General features: G+C 48.1%; 12 protein-coding genes. 6 read left to right on the forward strand and 6 right to left on the reverse strand.

Features of this window, described 5'->3' with window-relative positions; translation table 11 throughout:
* Nucleotides 1–35 precede the first annotated feature (35 nt).
* Nucleotides 36–506: a hypothetical protein gene (locus QUB61_RS07235; RefSeq protein WP_333131146.1), complete on the reverse strand. Its 471-nt coding sequence runs from the start codon at nucleotides 504–506 to the stop codon at nucleotides 36–38.
* Between the two features lie 129 nt (nucleotides 507–635).
* Between QUB61_RS07235 and QUB61_RS07240 the strand changes: the two genes are divergently transcribed.
* Nucleotides 636–848, forward strand: coding sequence for a helix-turn-helix transcriptional regulator (locus tag QUB61_RS07240; protein ID WP_333131148.1), 213 nt, complete (start codon nucleotides 636–638; stop codon nucleotides 846–848).
* A gap of 576 nt (nucleotides 849–1,424) precedes the next feature.
* Here QUB61_RS07240 and QUB61_RS07245 read toward each other — a convergent pair.
* The 3 genes from QUB61_RS07245 to psaA all read right to left on the reverse strand — a co-directional run bounded on the left by QUB61_RS07245 (nucleotide 1,425) and on the right by psaA (nucleotide 8,468).
* Entirely contained in the window at nucleotides 1,425–3,566 is a 2,142-nt protein-coding gene (locus QUB61_RS07245; protein WP_333131150.1) for an NACHT domain-containing protein, read from the reverse strand.
* 268 nt (nucleotides 3,567–3,834) lie between these two features.
* Nucleotides 3,835–6,063, reverse strand: coding sequence for a photosystem I core protein PsaB (gene psaB / locus QUB61_RS07250; RefSeq protein WP_333131152.1), 2,229 nt, complete (start codon nucleotides 6,061–6,063; stop codon nucleotides 3,835–3,837).
* 110 nt (nucleotides 6,064–6,173) lie between these two features.
* The gene (psaA, locus tag QUB61_RS07255; RefSeq protein ID WP_333131154.1) at nucleotides 6,174–8,468 is read right to left on the reverse strand and encodes a photosystem I core protein PsaA; all 2,295 of its coding nucleotides are present in this window, start codon (nucleotides 8,466–8,468) and stop codon (nucleotides 6,174–6,176) included.
* A gap of 641 nt (nucleotides 8,469–9,109) precedes the next feature.
* On the opposite strand from psaA, the gene QUB61_RS07260 reads away from it, so the two are divergent.
* The 4 genes from QUB61_RS07260 to QUB61_RS07275 all read left to right on the forward strand — a co-directional run bounded on the left by QUB61_RS07260 (nucleotide 9,110) and on the right by QUB61_RS07275 (nucleotide 15,572).
* Nucleotides 9,110–10,738: a hypothetical protein gene (locus tag QUB61_RS07260; protein WP_333131156.1), complete on the forward strand. Its 1,629-nt coding sequence runs from the start codon at nucleotides 9,110–9,112 to the stop codon at nucleotides 10,736–10,738.
* A gap of 85 nt (nucleotides 10,739–10,823) precedes the next feature.
* Nucleotides 10,824–11,792, forward strand: a complete 969-nt coding sequence (arsM, locus tag QUB61_RS07265; protein WP_333131158.1) for an arsenosugar biosynthesis arsenite methyltransferase ArsM — start codon at nucleotides 10,824–10,826, stop codon at nucleotides 11,790–11,792.
* Between the two features lie 162 nt (nucleotides 11,793–11,954).
* Nucleotides 11,955–13,520 (forward strand): GAF domain-containing protein, encoded by a 1,566-nt coding sequence (locus QUB61_RS07270; protein ID WP_333131160.1) that lies wholly within the window; start codon nucleotides 11,955–11,957, stop codon nucleotides 13,518–13,520.
* Between the two features lie 411 nt (nucleotides 13,521–13,931).
* The gene (locus tag QUB61_RS07275; RefSeq protein ID WP_333131162.1) at nucleotides 13,932–15,572 is read left to right on the forward strand and encodes a thioredoxin-like domain-containing protein; all 1,641 of its coding nucleotides are present in this window, start codon (nucleotides 13,932–13,934) and stop codon (nucleotides 15,570–15,572) included.
* Nucleotides 15,573–15,908: 336 nt separating this feature from the next.
* Here QUB61_RS07275 and QUB61_RS07280 read toward each other — a convergent pair whose 3' ends face one another.
* Together QUB61_RS07280 and QUB61_RS07285 are read right to left on the reverse strand one after the other, a co-directional pair.
* Nucleotides 15,909–16,712: a circadian clock KaiB family protein gene (locus QUB61_RS07280; RefSeq protein WP_333131164.1), complete on the reverse strand. Its 804-nt coding sequence runs from the start codon at nucleotides 16,710–16,712 to the stop codon at nucleotides 15,909–15,911.
* 522 nt (nucleotides 16,713–17,234) lie between these two features.
* Complete coding sequence (locus tag QUB61_RS07285) at nucleotides 17,235–18,527, reverse strand: type IV pilus twitching motility protein PilT (RefSeq protein WP_333131199.1); 1,293 nt, start codon at nucleotides 18,525–18,527, stop codon at nucleotides 17,235–17,237.
* A 310-nt stretch (nucleotides 18,528–18,837) separates the two neighbouring features.
* Here QUB61_RS07285 and QUB61_RS07290 point away from each other — a divergent pair, with 310 nt between their 5' ends.
* The gene (locus QUB61_RS07290; protein ID WP_333131166.1) at nucleotides 18,838–20,235 is read left to right on the forward strand and encodes an amidase; all 1,398 of its coding nucleotides are present in this window, start codon (nucleotides 18,838–18,840) and stop codon (nucleotides 20,233–20,235) included.
* Nucleotides 20,236–20,500 lie beyond the last annotated feature (265 nt).

The raw sequence follows: 20,500 nt of genomic DNA on the forward strand, positions 1-20,500 counted from the left end.
CTTTTGGTGAAATGAGGTTCGGGGCGATCGTATATTCAAAAATTTTCCCGCCTATTTTTTTGGTATAAATAAGCATCTCGCAGTTGTTGCAAAGCTGTTTCTGAGAACAGGGATTTGACTGCAGCTACCAAGAGGCCCCATGCAAGCTGTTTATCCGCAGTAGTAGCGTATTTGAATTGATGAATATAAAACTGTGTCCAAAAATCAGGTGCTTTTTTGCCTTTCCAGCGTTTGTACCATCTGCCAAAGTCTTGAAGTTTCGGCAATTCTACTTCTAAAATTGGCGGAAAATCGGCATAACTGACAAAGCGACTGATGCCTTTGGCGTGCACGTACACCATGTAGCGACAGCATTCGATCCGGTAAATCTGGTCTGTGGAGATATTGAACAGCAGTGCAACAGTTTCTTCTGTGACAAATCTTGCCAGCGGATGAACGACTGGGGACTTGTGGATAATTTTCGAGCAAGCCAGGGTGCTTGATTTTAGCCCAAATGCTGCTATCATGGTAATTCAGACAGCTAGTAACTGTCTATTTAAGTTTTAAAGACGATCGCCCTTTAGTTGTCTAGGCCGGGGGGCGATCGGCTTTTTAGATATCTTTATCTTAAGGTGGTATGACACCCACTGTCAAGTATGGGTTTAGTTAGAGTAAAAGTCAGAGAATTAGCAGCGGAGAAAGGCTGGACGTTTAAGGAAGTCTCTGAACGCTCTGGAGTTTTGTATAATACGGTCAAACATTATGCCCGCTGTCCGGGGATGTCAACGGTTGATTTTACTGCTTTGCTGAAGTTGGCTCGCACGTTTGACGTGATGATTGAGGATGTGGTCGAGGTTTTGGAGGAATAGGTCGATCGCCCTTAAGTTGTCTACACCCGGGGCGATCGCTTTTTTGTATTTTTTACACTATAGCGATCCTAAATCATTTGTGAATTTCTTACTCCCGGACCGAACTCGCGGGGAGGGCTGGGGTGGGGTAAAAAATTTACGACTGCGGTCAGTTCCGCGATCGAGGAAGTCATTCAAAAACAAGCGCTAGCGACCAGACTAACCCAGAAGGAAGTGGTGTACTTGGGAATGCTGGCAATTGATGCACTCGATAAGGAAAGCCGCCAAGAGTTGGCAGATAAGGTGCATCAGATGCAGGTGAATGGGGAGATTTGAGGCTGAGGAAAACCAGGTCAAACCCTGATTGAATCAGTCCTATCAAATCCGCCCTTCATCGTCCTGTATTCATCTCTCTCTTCTCTGACTCTGCGTTAAGAGCGTTCTCTGCGGTTTAATCATTCCAATGCAACCGGAATTGATATTACACATGGGCGTCCAGAAACCGGGTTTTTACGAAAAGAGGCGTTGCAACCAGCAGATTAGGAAAAAAACCCGGTTTCGAGGAGTCGGAGTGCGTCCAGGACCGTATCTAGAATCTCAAAGGGTAGAATTCTCTGGAACTACCAACATCCGCGATTCTATTTCTTCCCAGGTTTTTGCTGATATTCTCACTGCTGCTGCTTTGCATTTAATGATTAAATAATTGGCATATAAATAATCTCTCACCGCCCTTGCTTCTTCGTTATATAATTTGACTATTTCTGGATTGAGATGGAGTGCGTTACACCAGGTATCTAAAAGACAATCTAAAAATGCTAAGTCTATTAGGTCGGATTGGTTAGCATCAGCAAATCGAGCTTTGAGTGCTGTCAGTTGAGCAATCAGTTCCGTCCAATTCACATCCTTGAAGATTTTGATTTTTTGAAATTCTTCGGCGTTGGCGATGGCCTTGGCGATGACGTTGGCGATGGCGTTGGCGTAGGCGTAGCCGTAGGCGATGGCGATGCTGTTAACCATGGCGATGGCGTAGGCGTTGCGGATGGCGTTGGCGATATCGTAGCCGATGCCGTTGGTGATGCCGTTGGCGTAGGCGTAGGCGTAGGCGTAGGCATGGGCGATGGCGTAGGCGTAGAGGATCGCCGCAGCACGTTTACCCACAGGCTTAAAATCATCTTCCGAGTCTTTAGTCGCTGCATCTGCCCATTGCAATAGCCCTTGCAACTTCGGCGCGTTAATGTACTTTTGAGCCTCTTTTTCCATTAACAGCAGCAAGTCATCAGCCCCATTTTTTGCACGCACCAACCCCGCTACCAACAAAAACACCTCTCGCCAGCGTGCATCGGAAAGATGGCCGGTAACTAACTGCTCAATTAAATTATTATCAGCAATATATTGCGCCGTGAGATATTCCTGAAGCGTCAAATGCGAAAACGAGAACACATCCTCAGCTCGTTCTACCAAAATCCCCTGTTGAACTGCAATAGCATTCAGAACCGCCTCACCGTCTAAATGCTTCGGTACATTCAAATTGCCTGCTAAAAAAGTTTTGATTTCCTCAACCACTTCTCGCTGCGAAAAAAACAGCTTATCAGTCTCAAAACCAGTATAAGCAATCTCCGATAACAAACTCTCCTCTAACTCCGTGCTGAGTCCTTGATAAATTTCATCTCGCAGAATCCGCTTTTCCGCCGCCCATTCTTCCAACAATATCCGCAAAGCCTTTTTATAGAGAACGCTGCGATTATTCGGAAAGTTTTGCGATCGGTCGTAATTGAGACAGAGGAAAGTTAGCAATAAAGGCGTGTGGGCTAACTCTTTAGCTGCTGCATATTCTGGCTTTTGCAATAACTCCCAACATTTTTGAGCAGTTCCTGCTTGTTTATCGACCTCAGACTGAAACCAGTTACCAATAAATTGCTCAATTTGAGTATCGTCAAAGTCTGCTAGTTTGACATCGGTAAAACGTTGAAAGTTGTTTCTATAAGCGGCTGTACGACAAGAGACAATGAAGCTATTTTTATAATAGCGGTCAACAAAATTTTGGATTTTACTAATGACCTCATTTGTGTTGACTGTCGGCACTTCATCCAATCCATCCAGCAAGATTAACAGCTTTCCCTGCTCTAATGCCTTAGCGATAAATTGCTCGGAAGAGGGAAAGCCACAAATGCTAAACTCTTCAACAATTAATTTTTCTATGTCTATCTGGCTAGATGTAAAGCTTTTAAGTTCGATAAAAACGGGAATGCGATCCGACTTAAATCCGCCTTTTTTGCCCTTCAGTGCTTCGAGTCCTATTTTCCGCAAAAATGTAGATTTTCCAACTCCGGGCTGCCCTAAAACCATCAAATATTGCTTCTGATTAGCAATTTTTAGCCCTTCTTGCTTCTTGCAGTCTTGCTGCTGAAAATTTCGCTCTTTTGCTTGGCGGTAAGCTTCCTCTAAATTTTGGATTGATTCAAAACTGCGGATTTCTTGCTCATCCAAAAACTGCACAGCAGTATAAACCGACTCTAATGGCACAGCCTCCCGCATTCCCAATGCTTTCAGAATGCCGTGACGCTTGAAGTAGCGCTTGCCGTATTCCCCCGATGCCGTGTAAATTAGCTGTTTAGTTTGATCATCTAGCTTTTTGCCCATCAAACCGAGAAACTTGCCACCAGTTTCAAAGACTGACTGGAAAATGGGGAGGGCGATACCGCTAACACAACTTATAGCAAATGGTTCAATTCCTGTCATGGCAGTATTAATGAGGTTTTTATGATGGGACTTACGCTCAAAATTCACTGTGAAATCCAGATGCACAGTACGTTAATCATAGGGCGATCGCACTATAAATTTCTCTGTAGTCTTCAATTATCGCCAGCAGCTTTGACATAAAGGGTTTTAGAAAAACTCGATCGCCCTCAGATTTCTGATTAACAGCTTCCATTAACCCAAATACCAAAAAATCCCCCGCCAGAAGGCGGGGGATTTCATTTAATTACCTAGAAACCAGAGTTCAGAGTTACCCGAATTTCCCGGCCGTCGAGGCAATTACAAAGGCGGCGTAAGTGAGGATGTATCCCACAGTAAAGTGAGCTAGACCAACTACACGACCTTGGATGATGGACAAAGCAACAGGCTTGTCTTTCCAGCGAACCAAGTTAGCCAAAGGAGTGCGCTCGTGAGCCCAAACCAAAGTCTCGATCAACTCTTGCCAGTAACCTCTCCAAGAGATCAGGAACATGAAACCAGTTGCCCAAACAAGGTGTCCGAATAAGAACATCCAAGACCAGACAGACAAGTTGTTAGTACCATACGGGTTGTAACCGTTGATCAACTGAGCGGAATACAGCCAGAGGTAATCGCGGAACCAGCCCATCAAGTAGGTAGAAGACTCATTGAACTGAGCCACATTACCTTGCCAGATGCCCAGATGCTTCCAGTGCCAGTAGAAAGTTACCCAGCCCAGGGTGTTTAGCATCCAGAACATAGCCAGGAAGAAAGAGTCCCAAGCAGAGATGTCGCAAGTACCGCCACGGCCGGGGCCGTCGCAAGGGAAAGCATAACCGAAGTCTTTCTTGTCCGGCATCAGCTTAGTACCGCGAGAGTCTAGAGCTCCCTTGACCAAGATCAATGTGGTGGTGTGCAAGCCTAGTGCGATCGCGTGGTGAACCAAGAAATCGCCAGGTCCGATCGCCAAGAACAGAGAATTAGTACCGTTGTTAATCGCGTCCAACCAGCCTGGGAGCCATACGTTGCCGTAGTTGGGCCAAGCGGTAGAAGCAATGCTGTCAGGGTTAGACAACAGCACGTCCATGCCGTAGAGAGCTTTTCCGTGAGCAGCTTGGATGAACTGTGCGAACACTGGTTCAATCAAGATTTGCTTTTCAGGAGTTCCGAAAGCAACTACAACGTCATTGTGAACGTACAGTCCCAGAGTGTGGAAGCCCAAGAACAGCGACACCCAGCTCAAGTGAGAGATAATCGCTTCTTTGTGCTGCAACACCCGATCGAGCACGTTGCCTTTATTTGCTTCAGGATCGTAGTCCCGCACCAAGAAGATAGCTCCGTGGGCGAAAGCGCCGACCATGATGAATCCAGCAATGTACTGGTGGTGCGTATACAGCGCAGCCTGAGTCGTGAAGTCCTTACCTATGAAAGCGTAGGGAGGCATCGCGTACATATGCTGTGCTACCAGGGAGGTAATTACGCCCAAAGCAGCGAGGTGAAATGCCAGTTGGAAGTGCAGCGAGTTGTTGTAGGTTTCATACAAGCCTTGGTGAGGCAAGTTGAACTGCCCTTCACTCTTGCCGCCGATCAAACCAGCCTTAGAATCCAACATCTCTTTGATGCTGTGACCGATACCGAAGTTAGTCCGGTACATATGACCGGCAACGATAAACAGAACTGCGATCGCCAAGTGGTGGTGAGCGATATCTGTCAGCCACAGGGATTCTGTTTGAGGGTGGAAGCCACCCAAGAAAGTCAGAATTGCGGTTCCCGCGCCTTCGGAAGTACCGAAGACATGGTTCGCTGCATCTGGATTCTCGGCGTATACGCCCCAGTTACCACTGAAGAACGGACCCAAACCAGCCGGGTGAGGCGGGGTTGACAGGAAGTTGTCCCAACCTACGTGCTGTCCGCGAGATTCGGGGATAGCAACGTGAACCATGTGACCAGTCCAAGCCAAAGAGCTGACACCGAACAAACCAGCCAAGTGGTGGTTGAGGCGAGATTCAGCATTTTTGAACCAAGACAAGCTGGGGCGGTACTTGGGTTGGAGGTGCAACCAACCTGCGAACAGGAAGACAGCGGCCAGCAGTAACAAGAAGATAGCTCCTTGATACAGGTCGGCATTTGTCCGAATCCCTTGGGTGAACCACCAATGGTAGACACCGGAGTAAGAGATGTCTACTGGGTTAGAAGCGCCCCCTTGAGTGAAAGCTTCTACTGCTGGAGCGCCGAATTGCGGGTCCCAAATCGCGTGAGCGATCGGGCGGACGTTTAGGGGGTCTTTAATCCACTGTTCAAAGTTACCTTGCCATGCTACGTGGAACAGGCTGCCCGAAGTCCACAAGAAAATGATTGCTACGTGGCCGAAGTGAGAAGCAAAAATCTTTTGGTAAAGATTTTCTTCGGTCATGCCGTCGTGGCTTTCAAAGTCGTGCGCTGTGGCAATCCCGTACCAGATCCGCCGTGTGGTCGGGTCTTGGGCAAGGTCTTGGCTAAATTTTGGAAATTTCGTTGCCATAAGCCTTGATTAATCCTGAATCCTGAACAAAATTGAAGGGATTCGGTTCGGAGTTTGGATTCAGAGTTTGAGATTTCTCCCAAATCCCGAATCCAAAACCTAGGGGTAGTTTACCCTACCGAAATGATTCGCGCTAGGAAAAATGCCCACGTAGTGACAATTCCTCCTAGGAGGTAGTGAGCTACACCCACAGCCCGACCCTGAATAATGCTCAGGGCGCGAGGCTGAATCGAGGGAGCTACCTTAAGCTTGTTGTGAGCCCAAACAATGGATTCAATCAGTTCTTGCCAGTAGCCGCGGCCGCTGAACAGGAACATCAAGCTGAAGGCGAACACAAAGTGTCCGGCTAGGAACATCAGACCGTAGGCCGACAGTGCCGAACCGTAGGACTGAATTACCTGAGAAGCTTGCGCCCAGAGGAAGTCCCGCAGCCAGCCGTTAATCGTGATCGAACTTTGTGCGAAGTTGCCGCCGGTAATGTGAGAAATTGTGCCGTCTGGCGCTACTGTTCCCCACACGTCCGACTGCATTTTCCAGCTAAAGTGGAAAATCACGATCGAGATGCTGTTGTACATCCAGAACAGGCCGAGGAACACGTGATCCCAACCTGAAACTTGGCAGGTGCCGCCACGGCCTGGGCCGTCGCAAGGGAACCGGAAACCCAAGTTGCCTTTGTCAGGAATCAAGCGAGAACTGCGTGCAAACAACACGCCCTTCAAGAGAATCAGGACTGTAACGTGAATGGTGAAAGCGTGGATGTGGTGGATCATGAAATCCGCCGTACCCAACTCAATCGGCATCATCGCTACTTTGCCGGCGACTACTACTGCACCGCCGCCAAAAGCGTGGCTGACGACTTCCATAGCATTAGGCGCTGTTGTGCCCGGAGCCAAGGTGTGGATGTTTTGCACCCACTGCGCAAATATCGGACGCAACTGAATCCCGGTATCCGAGAACAAATCTTGAGGACGACCGAAAGCCCGCATCGTGTCGTTGTGAACGTACAGACCGAAGCTGTGGAAGCCCAAGAATATGCAAACCCAGTTGAGGTGAGAGATGATTGCATCTCTGTGGCGGATTACGCGGTCGAGCAGGTTATTAACGTGCTGGGCCGGTTCGTAGTCCCGAACCATGAAGATTGCTCCGTGAGCGGCTGCTCCAACAATCAGGAATCCGCCAATCCACATGTGGTGGGTGAACAGGGATAGCTGAGTTGGGTAGTCGGTCGCGATGTACGGATACGGAGGCATCGCGTACATGTGGTGAGCCACGATGATGCTCAAAGAGCCCATCCAGGCTAAGTTCCACGACAGTTGGCAGTGCCAAGACTGCGTGAAGATTTCGTACATCCCCTTGTGGCCTTCGCCGGTGAAGGGGCCTTTGTGAGCTTCCAGAACTTCTTTGAAGCTGTGGCCGATGCCCCAGTTCGTGCGGTAGAAGTGTCCAGCGACGATGAACAGCACTGCCAAAGCTAAGTGGTGGTGAGCTGTATCGGTCAGCCACAGACCGCCAGTGGTGGGGTTCAGACCGCCTTTGAAGGTCAGGAAGTCTGCGTATGCGCTCCAGTTGAGAGTGAAGAAGGGGGTTAAACCTTTAGCGAAGCTTGGGTAGATGTCAGCCATCAAGCCCGGTGTCAAAATCCACTCGTGCGGCAGAGGGATGTCGGCAACTGTTTTGATCAGCTTGCCACCGACTGTCAGCGGTGCGCCTGCATCGATCGCGTCCATGCAAGCATTGATCGGCAGCGAAACGTGAATCTGCTGTCCCGCGTAGCCCAAGCAGCCGCAGCCGAGCAAACCTGCCAAGTGGTGGTTCATCATCGATTCCACGTTCTGGAACCATTCCAGTTTCGGAGCGCGGACGTGATAGTGGAACCAACCGGCAAACAGCATCAAAGCTGCCATTACCAAGGCGCCGATCGCAGTGCAATATAGCTGGTATGAGTTAGTGATGCCGTTGGCGCGCCACAGTTGGAATAGACCAGAGGTGATCTGAATCCCGTGAAACCCGCCGCCTACATCTGCATTTAAAATTTCTTGACCAAAAATCGGCCAGACCACTTGAGCGCTGGGCTTGATGGCTGTAGGATTTGTCAGCCAAGCTTCGTAATTTGAAAATTTAGCGCCGTGGAAATATGCGCCACTCAACCATACGAAGATTACTGCCAAGTGGCCGAAGTGAGCGCTAAAGATTTTGCGCGAAACGTCTTCTAAGTCACTTGTATGACTGTCAAAGTCGTGAGCGTTAGCGTGGAGGTTCCAAATCCAAGTGGTGGTTTTTGGCCCTTTAGCTAGAGTGCGATCGAAATGACCTGGTTTTGACCACTTCTCGAAAGAAGTTGGAACCGGATTCTTATCGACTACTACCCTAACTTTTGCCTCTCGCTCTGGAGGACTAATGGTCATGAAGACTCTCCTCTCGGTAAGACAAGGAACGAGAACTGAATACTGTACCTGACACTCCCCGCGCTTTATTAGGCGGGGGATTCTCGGAAAAGCCGACACTGCTTGCACTTCACTCTTTGCAGAGTTTGACGCAGGTTCATCGTCTACCCAAGCATTTTGCTTCTTTGAAGAAGCCAGTTCCCCAGTGTCGCTAACAATGTCCCTGGGTACTGCCAACTCTTCTCGCCAGATGAGCCGCCGATCGCGTTCCTGATTTAGGCGTGATACGGCTGCTCCTTTTGAGGGAGTTTTATGAATTATAAGCTTGCTAGAGAAGTATTAATCGCTTGTTAACAATACTTAAAAAAGCCTCTCTTCTTGATGTAATAACCCTTTTAATTTCCACATACCCTTGAAAAAGTCAAGGGGTATTGCCATTAACTTTACAAAACTCAAAGATAAGGTAATAGAGGAAGACTCCTTTGTAGAGAGATGTTGCGGAAAACGGCTGCAGGATTTATGAGTCCCAGAGGAGTAGTTGCGCGCTGGGCCTCAATCCCGGCTCCTACGGGCCTGGCGAATGCCCGATCGGCAATTCCCCAATACTCAATTCAGTTTTGGGCTATAGTTCCCTATGAGAAGGCTTCTAGGAGTATAGTTGCGTGATTGGGATCAATTGGCACAGAACGGTTGCGGGCAGGCTGCTGGCATTGTTCGCAGCAGCAGTATTAATTTTGGGTTTAGCAAGTTGTGGCGCGGGCCATCCCGAATTGCCCAAATCAGGGAACAAGAGCGGCTCAGAGCCCGCCCTGGTAAATAGAATTTCAGAGGTTTCTCCCCCAGAAGCCATTCAAAAACTGCGTAAGGCTCTAGAAATCTACCAGCCTCAAATTAGTATTTTGTATCCATTACCTGACGAAGTGCTTCAGGATATAGATGTGTCTGTTCAGTTCCAAGTTAAGGGCTTGCCCATTTTCAAAGATGCAAACTTGGGTTTAGGTCCCCATCTGCAAGTTTTATTGGACAACCAACCTTATGCAGCAGTTTACGACATCAACCAACCTGTAACGCTCTCCGACTTAGAACCCGGAACCCATACCCTGCAGGTGTTCGCCGAAAGCCCTTGGGAAGAAAGCTTTAAAAACGAAGGTGCCGCCGCCCAAACCACCTTTCATATTTTTACCAAAACAGACGACAACAATCCCGTGAGAACATTGCCCCTATTAACGTACAACAGCCCCCAAGGCAGCTACGGGGAACAACCCATCCTGCTCGACTTTTACTTGACAAATGCCCCCCCGCACCAAGTGGCCCAAGAAAATTCCCAAGATGAAATACTCGATTGGAAAATTCGAGCCACAGTCAACGGCGAAAGCTTTGAGATCGACCAGTGGCAACCTATATATCTTAAAGGATTCAAACCAGGGAAAAACTGGGTAAAGCTAGAATTAATCGACGAACAGGGAAATATCGTCAAAAACGCCTTTAATAATACAGTCAGACTGATAAATTACCAACCGCTGGGCCAAGATACTCTTTCAAAATTAGTGCGGGGCGAACTAACAGCAGCAGCAGCTCGCGGTATAGTCGATCGCACCTACCAAGCCCCCGCTCCCACACCAACCCCAACCCCCGAACCCAAACCGACACCTGCATTAGAAAAAACACCTGTTACCGAGCCCCCACCTGCCGTTCCAGAAACCCCAGTTACCCAACCCAGCTTAGAGCCAACAGTTGGTCCGGAAGTTGCTCCCGTTCAAGTAATAGAACCGACACCCACAGCAACCCCTCAACTCGAAACCCCGAAAATTGTGGCTCCCGTTCAAGTAATAGAACCGACGCCCACAGCAACCCCCCAACTCGAAACCCCAAAACTTGTGGCTCCCGTTCAAGTAATAGAACCGACACCAACAGCAACTCCACAGCTAGAAACCCCAAAACTTGTGGCTCCCGTTAAAATAATAGAACCCACACCAACAGCATCCCCCCAAACAAATAAACAGGAATATAAAGGATACTACAATCGGTTCCGCAACTTTTTGCATCTAGATCCCGAACCTGCTACTCCTTCAGAGCCACCAACCCTGCCAGAAATAACAGGAAAAGCTCCAGTACCAAAAGTAGTCGCTCCTGCCATACCAGAAAAGTCTCCCAATCTTGTACCGCCAACGCCACCAGTTGCCGCTGAAACTCCTACCCAGCAAACCACCGAATTAGTAGCTCCCGAACCAACAGTTTCCCAACCCGAAAATCAGCCAAAATCCGAACAAAAAGTCGAATTTGCTACCTAACAAAAACATTCTGCATTCATCTGCGTTCATCCGCGTAAATCCGCCTACATCTGCGGTCAAAAATCAAAAATTAGGACACTAAAAAATGACCTACCTCGAAACAGCAGCCAAATTCTACAGCGATGTTGCCCAAACCCCCCAACTCGGACTTTGCTGCGTCCAAAGCAGTCCCTTGCAATTGCCAGGATTAAAAATTCCCCAACAAATGCAAGAAATGAATTACGGCTGCGGCACAACCGTTCACCCCACCGAACTTGTCAGCAATCCATTCGTGCTTTATGTAGGCGTCGGCGGCGGCTTGGAAGCACTACAATTTGCATATTTTTCTAGACACGAAGGAGCGATTATTGCCGTCGATCCGGTTCCAGCAATGCGAGACGCGGCTGCACGAAACTTGCAAATAGCCGCCCACGAAAATGATTGGTTTGATGCGAGTTTTGTAGATATTTGTGAAGGCAATGCTTTTGCGTTGCCGGTGCCGGATGCTTCTGTAGATGTTGTCGCACAAAATTGCTTATTTAATATCTTTGAACCAGCGGATTTAGCTAAAGCATTAAAAGAGGCTTATCGGGTGTTAAAACCGGGTGGCAGGTTGTTGATGAGCGATCCGATCGCAACTCGGTCAATACCTCCGCATTTGAAGCAAGACGAACGCTTGCGCGCGCTGTGTTTGTCCGGTGCTCTGACATACCCAGAATACGTTCAACACCTTGTAGACGTAGGTTTTGGGCAAGTGGAAGTGCGGGCGAGAAGGCCTTACCGATTGCTCGACAAACACAATTATCAATTGGATGCGGATTTGCTGTTAGAAAGCCTGGATTCGGTGTCTTTCAAAGTGGATGTCCCCGATGATGGAGCTTGCATTTTCACAGGCAAGACGGCGATTTATCGGGGCATCGAAGAGCTATTTGATGACGGAGCAGGCCACGTTTTGCAGCGGGGAGTTCCGGCGGCTGTCTGCGATAAAACTGCTGGGAAGTTGGGGGGATTAATGCCCGATAAGGTGTTAATTACTGATTCGACTTGGCATTATAACGGTGGCGGTTGCTGTTAGATTTATTTCGGGATCGGGAGGTAGCGTTCACCACAGAAATAGCTGCCTCTTTCAACTCTTTCTGCTAAGAGTTATCTCTGCATTGTGGCTCAGAAAAATTATCAGAGGAGTTATTGTATGAGTATTTTCGATGTGTTAAAGCAGGAGATATTCTAGGTTAGTATGAAAAATATTTTTTGCGAAGGACATCAAGAGTGTGAAATTCTAAATCTCATCCTGTCATGCGTAGAAGATAATATCCTTTACGATCGAGGATTTGATGCATTCCTTTATGAAATGTTGCCGAAGATTACTCTACAAACAGGGGAATTGTTGAATGCAGATAGAGCCACAATTTTTCTATTCGATGAAGAGCAGAATGAACTCTGGGCAATTGTAGCCAAAGATGAAAATGGCAAAAGCCTAGAACTCCGTATTCCTGCAACAGTAGGAATCCTAGGGGAAGTCGCAACCTTCAAAAAAGTTGTAAATATTCCCTATGACTTTTATGATTATCCACGTTCTGTCAATGCCAAAAAGTTTTGTGAAAGAATAGCATACCCCACCTATTCACTACTGGCTATGCCCTTGTTAAATGAGGAAACAGGCGAGTTGATCGCGGTAGTCCAACTCATTAATAAACTCAAGCCCAACCACCAAGATTATGGTACTTTAGACGAACAAATTGACAAGGTAGGGTTTACTCAAGCAGACGAACAAATTTTTAGAGAATTTGCCCCGTCGATTCGCCTACTTCTAGAGTTTTCTAAATCATTCTACGCAGCAACTCAAAGACAACGGGCCGCGATAGCGCTGAGGGAGGCCGTCAGGGCTCTTTCTCAGAGCAGTCTAGACTTAGATGATACCGTGAAGCTGGTGATGGATCGGGCCCAAGAACTGATGAACGCCGATCGCAGTATCTTGTGGGTGATCGACGAAGATAAAGACGAACTCTGGACGAAAATCCCGATCTGCAGCAACCTTAAAAAAATTCGCATACCCAGAACCGCCGGTTTGCCAGGCATCGTCGCGCAATCGGGGGAACCCCTGCTGATACCCTTTGACCTGTACGACGACCCCCGCGCCGCCATGTGCAAAGAAACCGACAAAAAAACTGGCTACCGCACTTGCAGTATGCTGTGTCTGCCAGTATTTAACTCAGACCACAAATTGATTGGCGTCACCATATTAGTTAATAAAAAACGAAAAGGAGAACACCCCCCCTACAACTCGGAAGATTGGCCGCAGGTCCCCGAACGGTGGAAAGCGAGTTTCAATCGCAACGACCTGGAATTTATGAAAGTGTTTAACATCCAAGCAGGAGTCGCCCTGCAAAACGCTATCCTGTTTTCCGAGGTCAAACAACAAGAAAACAGACATAAAGATATAGTGCGATCGCTCCCTAACGGCGTCATCTCCACTGATGAAAAAGGTAAGATTATTACCGCTAACGAGCGAGCTAAACAATTGCTAGGTGCTAGGGAGGGAGAAGTCGTAGAGGGTGTATCTTTGGGTGATTTAATTAAAATCGAGAATGAGAATTTTAGTCAATGGTTAAATGCTGCTTTGTCACCCCAAAGCGATCGAGATAGAGAGCAATATTACCCCGATCGCGTCCTATTGCCTTTGCAAGGGGAACCGCAGAAGCTCGATCTGTGGGTTAACTCAATGACAGACGCGATCGACCCGAATAAAATTAACGGTGTATTGGTTATTTTGGAAAATAAGAGCAGGAAAAACCCCGGATAAAATTTGAATAATTAAGTTCGTAAACCTGATTTAACTAATGTTTATAGTTGCGCTCTTTGTGCACATATGGCAACTCTAAAGATCGCAATTATAACAGGGCTTACGCAGCTACGCTACATAACATAGGTGGTGCGTTACGCTACGCTAATACACCCTACAGATAGAAGCTTTGGGTAAGTCCTCTAGATTGTCGGTAAAAAAGGATTGATTGAGTATTTATACGCAACAAGGACAGTGAGATGCGATCGAGTCAAGGACGGACGCATCCCTCGCCGCCCTCTTGTGGCACAGGCGTCTCGTCTGTGTCCTGAAGCAGAACCCTCCCTTAACCTGCCCTTTTCCCCATCCTGCCAAACTTCCCGCTAAATTAAAGAAGTAAAAAAATCATTCACGCCTTACCAAGGAGATGCCATGCCCCGCGTCAGAGCACCAGAATTCCCCGCAAACTACCCCTGGTTAAACACCGACAAACCTTTATCCATTGAATCTCTAAAAGGCCGGGTCGTCCTCCTCGACTTCTGGACCTACTGCTGCATCAACTGCTTGCACGTCCTCCCAGACTTAAAATACCTGGAACAAAAATATAAAGATTCCCTCACGGTTATCGGCGTTCACTCGGCCAAATTTGAAAATGAAAAAGATGTAGAGAACATCCGCCAAGCTATCCTCCGCTACGATATCGAACATCCCGTAATCGTTGACAGCGGCATGAAAGTTTGGCAAAGCTACGCTGTTCGTGCTTGGCCGACTTTAATGGTGATCGATCCTGAAAGTTATGTCGTCGGCTTTGTTTCCGGGGAAGGCAATAGAGAAGCACTTGACGCGCTAGTTGACAAGTTAATTGCTGAATACAAAGATAAAAATGCGATCGACTTAAAAGAACTCAGTTTTCGCTTAGAAAAGCAGCGCAAACCTCTATCAACCCCCCTGGCTTTTCCCGGTAAAGTGCTGGCATTTGCCATCACTGCAACGGAGGCAAAAGTGCTTCACCAACATCAAGCACTTTTGGGCGAAATGACTGAGGATAATGAATCTCTAGAGGAAACTGTATTGCCCGGGCCGGCTAACTCGGTTCAACAAAACTTGGTCGGTTCTTGCTTGTTTATTGCGGATTCGGGACATAACCGAATTGTTATTAGCACTACCGAAGGTGAGGTGCTGCACGTCATCGGTACAGGGAAACCCGGTTTAACTGACGGGGGCTTTGAGGAGGCTGAGTTTTTTGCACCTCAAGGTATGGCTTTTGATGCAGAAAGTCAAATTCTCTATGTTGCTGATACGGAAAATCATGCTCTCAGAAAGATTGATTTTACGACTCAACGAGTGGAAACTTTGGCGGGTACAGGCGAACAAAGTCACGAAATTACACTCGGCAGCGGCAAGGGTTTAGAAACGCAATTGAATTCGCCTTGGGATTTAGAAAGAGTTGGAAATAGACTTTTTATTGCAATGGCGGGTTCGCACCAAATTTGGGAAATGGAATTAGACACTGGCACGATCGGCATTTATGCGGGTATTGGCCGAGAATCCTGTGTTGACGGGCCTCTGGCAGAATCTGCTTTTTCTCAGCCCAGCGGCCTGTCTACGGATCGATCGGAGTTGTTTGTTGCTGACAGCGAAATTAGTTCGATTCGCGCTGTGGGTATTGATGATGACCCGAAGGTGCGGACTGTCTGCGGTAGCGGTGAATTGTTTGGTTTTGGGGATAAAGATGGTCGCGGTGATGAGGTCAGGTTGCAGCACTGTTTGGGTGTTGAATACGCTCAAAATTACCTCTGGGTTGCTGATACTTACAATCACAAAATTAAGCGGATCGACCACCGGGGCGGTACCTGCAGAACAATGATTGGAGATGGTACAGCAGGTTTGGTTGACGCTAAGGGTCTCAAGGCTCGATTTTTTGAACCTTCAGGGTTGAGCGCGATCGGGTCTCACTTGTTTGTTGCTGATACGAACAATCATGTAATTCGGAGAGTTGAGTTGGATACGCTGGAAGTCACAACTTTGGATTTTGCCAATTTGTGTGCTCCGGATGTTTGTCTTCCTGATTAGGTCGATCGACCTTTTTTATCTCAGGCAGGGTGCTCTATTCTTCTGATTGCCAGGATTGTCGTAACGTAGGGTGCTCTTCGGCGCACCTTACCGCAATTTTCAACCAAAGTAAGTTAACCTAATTATTTGCCGCGAGTGCAGTGTCTCAGCAGCAATTGGGTACTGGACGCAGAACCTAATTATTTATGGTGGACGGCCCAAGAACACCTGACGGCTATAAGTAGAGCATCAAACCACTTTTTGCCTCCAGGACCCAATTGCTAGATGTTTTTAATTCCAGGGCTACTCAACTTGCGATCGCCCGTCTTAAATAATCGCAAAAATCATCGCCCCAATCTAAAATTCCGAATAGGTCAGCAGCCGCATTATTTTTTCATCATCGTTCAATTCGCCGACAATTCGTCGCACGGGTTTCGGCCAGATTTTAATCAAAGTAGGAGTTGCTGAAATCTGATCTGCCTCAGCTTGTTCGGGATGTTTCAAAACATCAATTACTTTTAATGTGTAGGGACGATCGAGCCATTGCTCTAAGAACTGGTGTAAAGTTTCGAGGGTGCGTTCGGTGCTGGGGTTGCTGCCGGAAACAAACAGACGCAAAACGTACCCTTGAGTTTGTGGCGGTGGGGTGAGTGCTGTTGGTTTGGGAACTTCCGTGTGGTGCGATTGTGGCAAGTACGAGGGAGGTACTATCGGGGAACTAGACCAGTCCGATCGAGCTTCCGAGCTGGCATACTTTACAACTAAGTCGTGATTTTCCCAAAGTTCGGGGAATTGTTGGTGATAAGTAGCGATCGCCATCGGTTCGCACATTTCTTCGCGGAGGGGGTGCCACACTAAGTCGCCAGTCCCAAAAATGGCATTCAGCAGCGTTTGATGTCGCAGCACCGGGGGGTATGCCTCGGCAACAACCCGCACCTGCCGATCGCCTGAATCGAGCCACGAGTCAACGGTTGCGGTATAGCAAGGTATCAGAAAATGCGGCGGTTCCGACAAACCGAGGATCTCCTGTAGAGCTACGCACAACTGCAAGTGCCACCGAGTTTGCTTGCGGGGGTCTATGCAATAGATTAAGTCTCCCCCTGGTGTAAACAGCGCAATGCCTTTGAAAAATTCCGGCAAAATTGGGCGATCGACTTTCAATTCACTACACCCTTGACACTCCCGGGCCTAAAGGCGAGGGGATTCTTAATTCAGCGACTGACCTTTAAGTGTTACGTCATGAAAGGCAATACTCAAACCTTTTAACCGTGGGGATTCCACCAATTAACGAGCCTGAGAAAGCAGCCACCCTCCTAGGGTCTATCTCCAAAAGCTTACTAGGATACTGACAAGCGAGTTTGGGTGTGCCCCACCCTACTTAACAAGACTAGAATAGTTTGTTTTTCTGGTTTTGAGACTGTGTTAAGCCTCTAGCTGTTTAAAGAGTTTTCGCCGCTCTTTGCCCCCCGGTTTATGCCTAAAAGTGTGTCTCATGTCCCGTTTCACGAGGGCATTGCGAGTTTAACCTCGACTATTGCAGTATACCACGATTACTGGAATTGCCAGAAGTTTTAGGAATAAATTAAAGCCGTCCTAAAAGGACGGAGTTTTAGACCCAACTCCTTTGATAAAACTTAACTGTTAACAGTTAACTGTTAACAGTTAACTGTTAACACTCGACCTTTAGACTCGACCTCGGAGCATCTGAGCCATTTCGTTCGGGAACGGCGAGTTCTCTACACAAAGTTCTTCAGTAATCCGACCTTCTTGATAAAGACCGTAGAGCGACTTATTCATCGTCGTCATGCCTTCATAAGTATCTTTGATCATGATTTGATTGATTTCCTCATTCTGGCCCTTCAGAATGTATTCCTTAACCACGTCAGTATTGATCAAAACGTCGTGGAAAGCAGCCCGCTTCCCGTCTGTGGTTTTGCACAGCAGTTGAGCAATAATCGCCACTAGGGATTCGGAAATTGAAACCCGTATAGCCTCCTGTTCTTCCGCCCCGAACATATCCAGAATCCGGTTCAGGGTTTTAATCGCACTGTTGGTGTGCAGGGTTCCTGCCACTAAGTGACCGGTTTGAGAGGCTTTGAGGGCGATTTCCACCGTCTCTCTGTCCCGAATTTCTCCTACTAGCAGCATATCCGGGTCTTGTCGCAGAGCGCCTTTGAGAGCGCTCATAAACTTGAGGGTGTGCCTACCGACTTCCCGGTGCTTGATCAAGGATTTTTTGCTTTCATGTACGAATTCTACCGGGTCTTCGATCGTGATGATGTTGTAGGCTTTATTCTTATTGATGTAGTCGATCATCGCGGCCAAGGTGGTAGACTTACCCGAACCTGTCGGGCCGGTCACCAAAATCAGCCCTTTGTGGTAGCCGCATATTTTCTTAAACACCTCCGGCAGTTTCAATTCCTCCATTGTCATTATTTTGGCAGGAATTAGTCGCAGCACCATCGCCGGCCCGGCCAAAGAGTCCATGCAACTGATCCGAATGCGGACGAACCCGAAGTCGAAAGCACCGTCAAAGTCTAGGGTTTTTTGGAAAATTTCAATTTCTTCATCGCTCATGCACTCGCGCAACCAGCCAAAAAACGTATCTAAATCCGACTGTGGATAGCCGATGTCGGCAATCTCGCCCCGCGTGCGGAAGCGAGGGAATTCGTTTACTCCCAGGTGAAGGTCGGATACTCCTTCTTCTTTGGCTCGCAGGACTAGCTCTTTCAAACTCGGAATGTTGCCGTTGCTGGCTTTCGGGTCTTTAGGTGTGGCGAAGGATTGGGGCGCTGGTGCCGGCGGCGGTGCTGGTGCTGGCGCCGGCGGCGGTGCTGGTGCTGGTGCCGGCGGCGGTGCTGGCGGCATTCCTGCTGCTCTGGGGGGCATCCCTGGAGCTGGAGGGCGGGGCATTCCTGGCGGTGGGGGAGCTCCGGGTACGGGCGGGCGACGTGCTGACGGATGCTGTTGTGTCATATGCGCTACCTTAAGTTGGTGAGAAGGCTGACTCGAACAGAGAATTTGTGGAAGTTGGACAATGCCGATCGCCATTGTGCGTGTCTTGCACAAAAGCTTAACTGTTCTACTCAGTCTATCCCAAGATTGAGTCACACTGCTGCACTACTAAGCAAATATTCTGCCAATTGGAGGATGCGATCGCTCTTTCTATATGATTAAATATGGATTTTCCACATTTTGTTGAGATATTTTTTTAAAGGAAAAGATTTTTTTGGGCAAGCAAGCAATATAAATTGATACTTGAGCCAACTATTAAGGACTTAAACCGATGAATTGTGTCGATCGGGCTTTTACTCCAGCTCTGCAGTTGGCGGAGTCGATTCGCGCCAGGGAAGTGTCGCCTTTAGAAATTGTCAATCTGTACTTGGAACGGATCGATCGATTAAACCCTGAGCTTGGCAGTTATTTTACAGTAACGGCCGATCGGGCGATCGACCTGGCCTCATCTCAAACCGAGCAACTAGCCGGGTTAAACAAGTCACAGGAATTGCCACCTTTTTTCGGAGTGCCCATCGGGATTAAAGACTTGACACCAGTTGCCGGCGTTCCCTGTACCTACGGCACTCAGGCTTTGCTGGGTAACATATCTAGCTACAGCGAGTCAGTGGTATGGCGGATCGAAGCAGCGGGATTTAACATTCTGGGCAAAACAGCCACCTCTCAAATTGGCTCATTACCTTACACCGAACCAGAAGGTTTCCCACCGGCGCGCAATCCCTGGAATTTAGACTATACGGCCGGAGGTTCCAGCGGAGGCTCAGCGGCCGCTGTAGCAGCGGGTTTGTGCGCGATCGCCCAAGGTTCAGACGGCGGCGGTTCGATTCGAGGCCCAGCTTCCTGCTGCGGTTTAGTGGGCATTAAACCCTCGCGGGGGCGAGTTTCCTGGGCACCTGTCGGAGATCACCTCAGCGGCATTTCTGCAAACGGCCCACTCGCGCGCACTGTAGCTGACGCCGCCGCACTTTTGGACGTGATTTCAGGCTACACCACAGGCGATCCGTACTGGATCTCAGATTCAAATCCGACGTTTCTAGAAGCTTCCCGTCAAAAGCTGGGCAAACTGCGAATCGCTTTTTCTACCGATATTCCCCCCGTGGGCGAGGCGGATGATATCTGCCAACAAGCGGTACTCGAAACCGTAAAATTATTGACTGATTTGGGTCACGATGTCGAACCTGGATGCCCGGATTTTACGGGTTTAATCGAACCGTTTACCGCTATTTGGCAGTCTGGGGCGGCGGCAAGCGGCATTCCAGGCCCTGCTTTGGAACCAATGAATCGCTGGCTGTTAGAAAGAACTATTTCGGCTGGGGAATATTTGCGGGCGGTAAATCAAATGCAGGTTATTTCACGGCGGATTGTGGGATTCTTTGAAAAATTTGATGTGTTAGTTTTGCCGACTTATCTGCACTCGCCAATCCGGGTTGGGGAGTGGGCGGATTTGAGTTGTGAAGAAACTTTGCAGCGGATTATTAATTGGATTGCTCCTTGTCCGCCGTTTAATGCTAGCGGTTTGCCTGCGATCGCACTTCCTGCCATTTTAGATAACAACGGTTTGCCCGTGGGAATTCAAATTATCGGGCGGCCGGCTGCGGAAGCAACTTTAATTGCTTTAGCAGCGCAGATGGAAGCAGCGAAACCTTTCCCGGTTTTAGATTTTAAATAGACAACAGCAAGGGATAAAAGCACGTTTCCCTTTTTTCTGGGTATTATTCCAAATCAAAACTTGTGCGCCGGGAACTAGAAACCCGGCTTTTTTCATAAAATTCTCGTCATCAAACCAATATTTGACCGCGAAACAGGGTTTCTACCGCCCAGTCCTGCTTATTATTAAGAATTAGGCTGTAAATTATTGATAATACCTCTTTAGATTGATATATATTTTGATTATTTTATTTTAAATATGGTAGCAGCTCGCTGCCAATATGTAG

The sequence above is a fragment of the Microcoleus sp. C2D2 genome (assembly GCF_036702495.1).
Lineage (GTDB): Bacteria > Cyanobacteriota > Cyanobacteriia > Cyanobacteriales > Microcoleaceae > Microcoleus.

Bases quoted from the DNA above. Each gene is read 5' to 3' on its own strand.
- QUB61_RS07235 (WP_333131146.1), bottom strand. From the start codon at position 506: ATGATAGCAGCATTTGGGCTAAAATCAAGCACCCTGGCTTGCTCGAAA.
- QUB61_RS07240 (WP_333131148.1), top strand. From the start codon at position 636: ATGGGTTTAGTTAGAGTAAAAGTCAGAGAATTAGCAGCGGAGAAAGGC.
- QUB61_RS07245 (WP_333131150.1), bottom strand. From the start codon at position 3,566: ATGACAGGAATTGAACCATTTGCTATAAGTTGTGTTAGCGGTATCGCC.
- psaB (WP_333131152.1), bottom strand. From the start codon at position 6,063: ATGGCAACGAAATTTCCAAAATTTAGCCAAGACCTTGCCCAAGACCCG.
- psaA (WP_333131154.1), bottom strand. From the start codon at position 8,468: ATGACCATTAGTCCTCCAGAGCGAGAGGCAAAAGTTAGGGTAGTAGTC.
- arsM (WP_333131158.1), top strand. From the start codon at position 10,824: ATGACCTACCTCGAAACAGCAGCCAAATTCTACAGCGATGTTGCCCAA.
- QUB61_RS07270 (WP_333131160.1), top strand. From the start codon at position 11,955: ATGAAAAATATTTTTTGCGAAGGACATCAAGAGTGTGAAATTCTAAAT.
- QUB61_RS07275 (WP_333131162.1), top strand. From the start codon at position 13,932: ATGCCCCGCGTCAGAGCACCAGAATTCCCCGCAAACTACCCCTGGTTA.
- QUB61_RS07285 (WP_333131199.1), bottom strand. From the start codon at position 18,527: ATGACACAACAGCATCCGTCAGCACGTCGCCCGCCCGTACCCGGAGCT.
- QUB61_RS07290 (WP_333131166.1), top strand. From the start codon at position 18,838: ATGAATTGTGTCGATCGGGCTTTTACTCCAGCTCTGCAGTTGGCGGAG.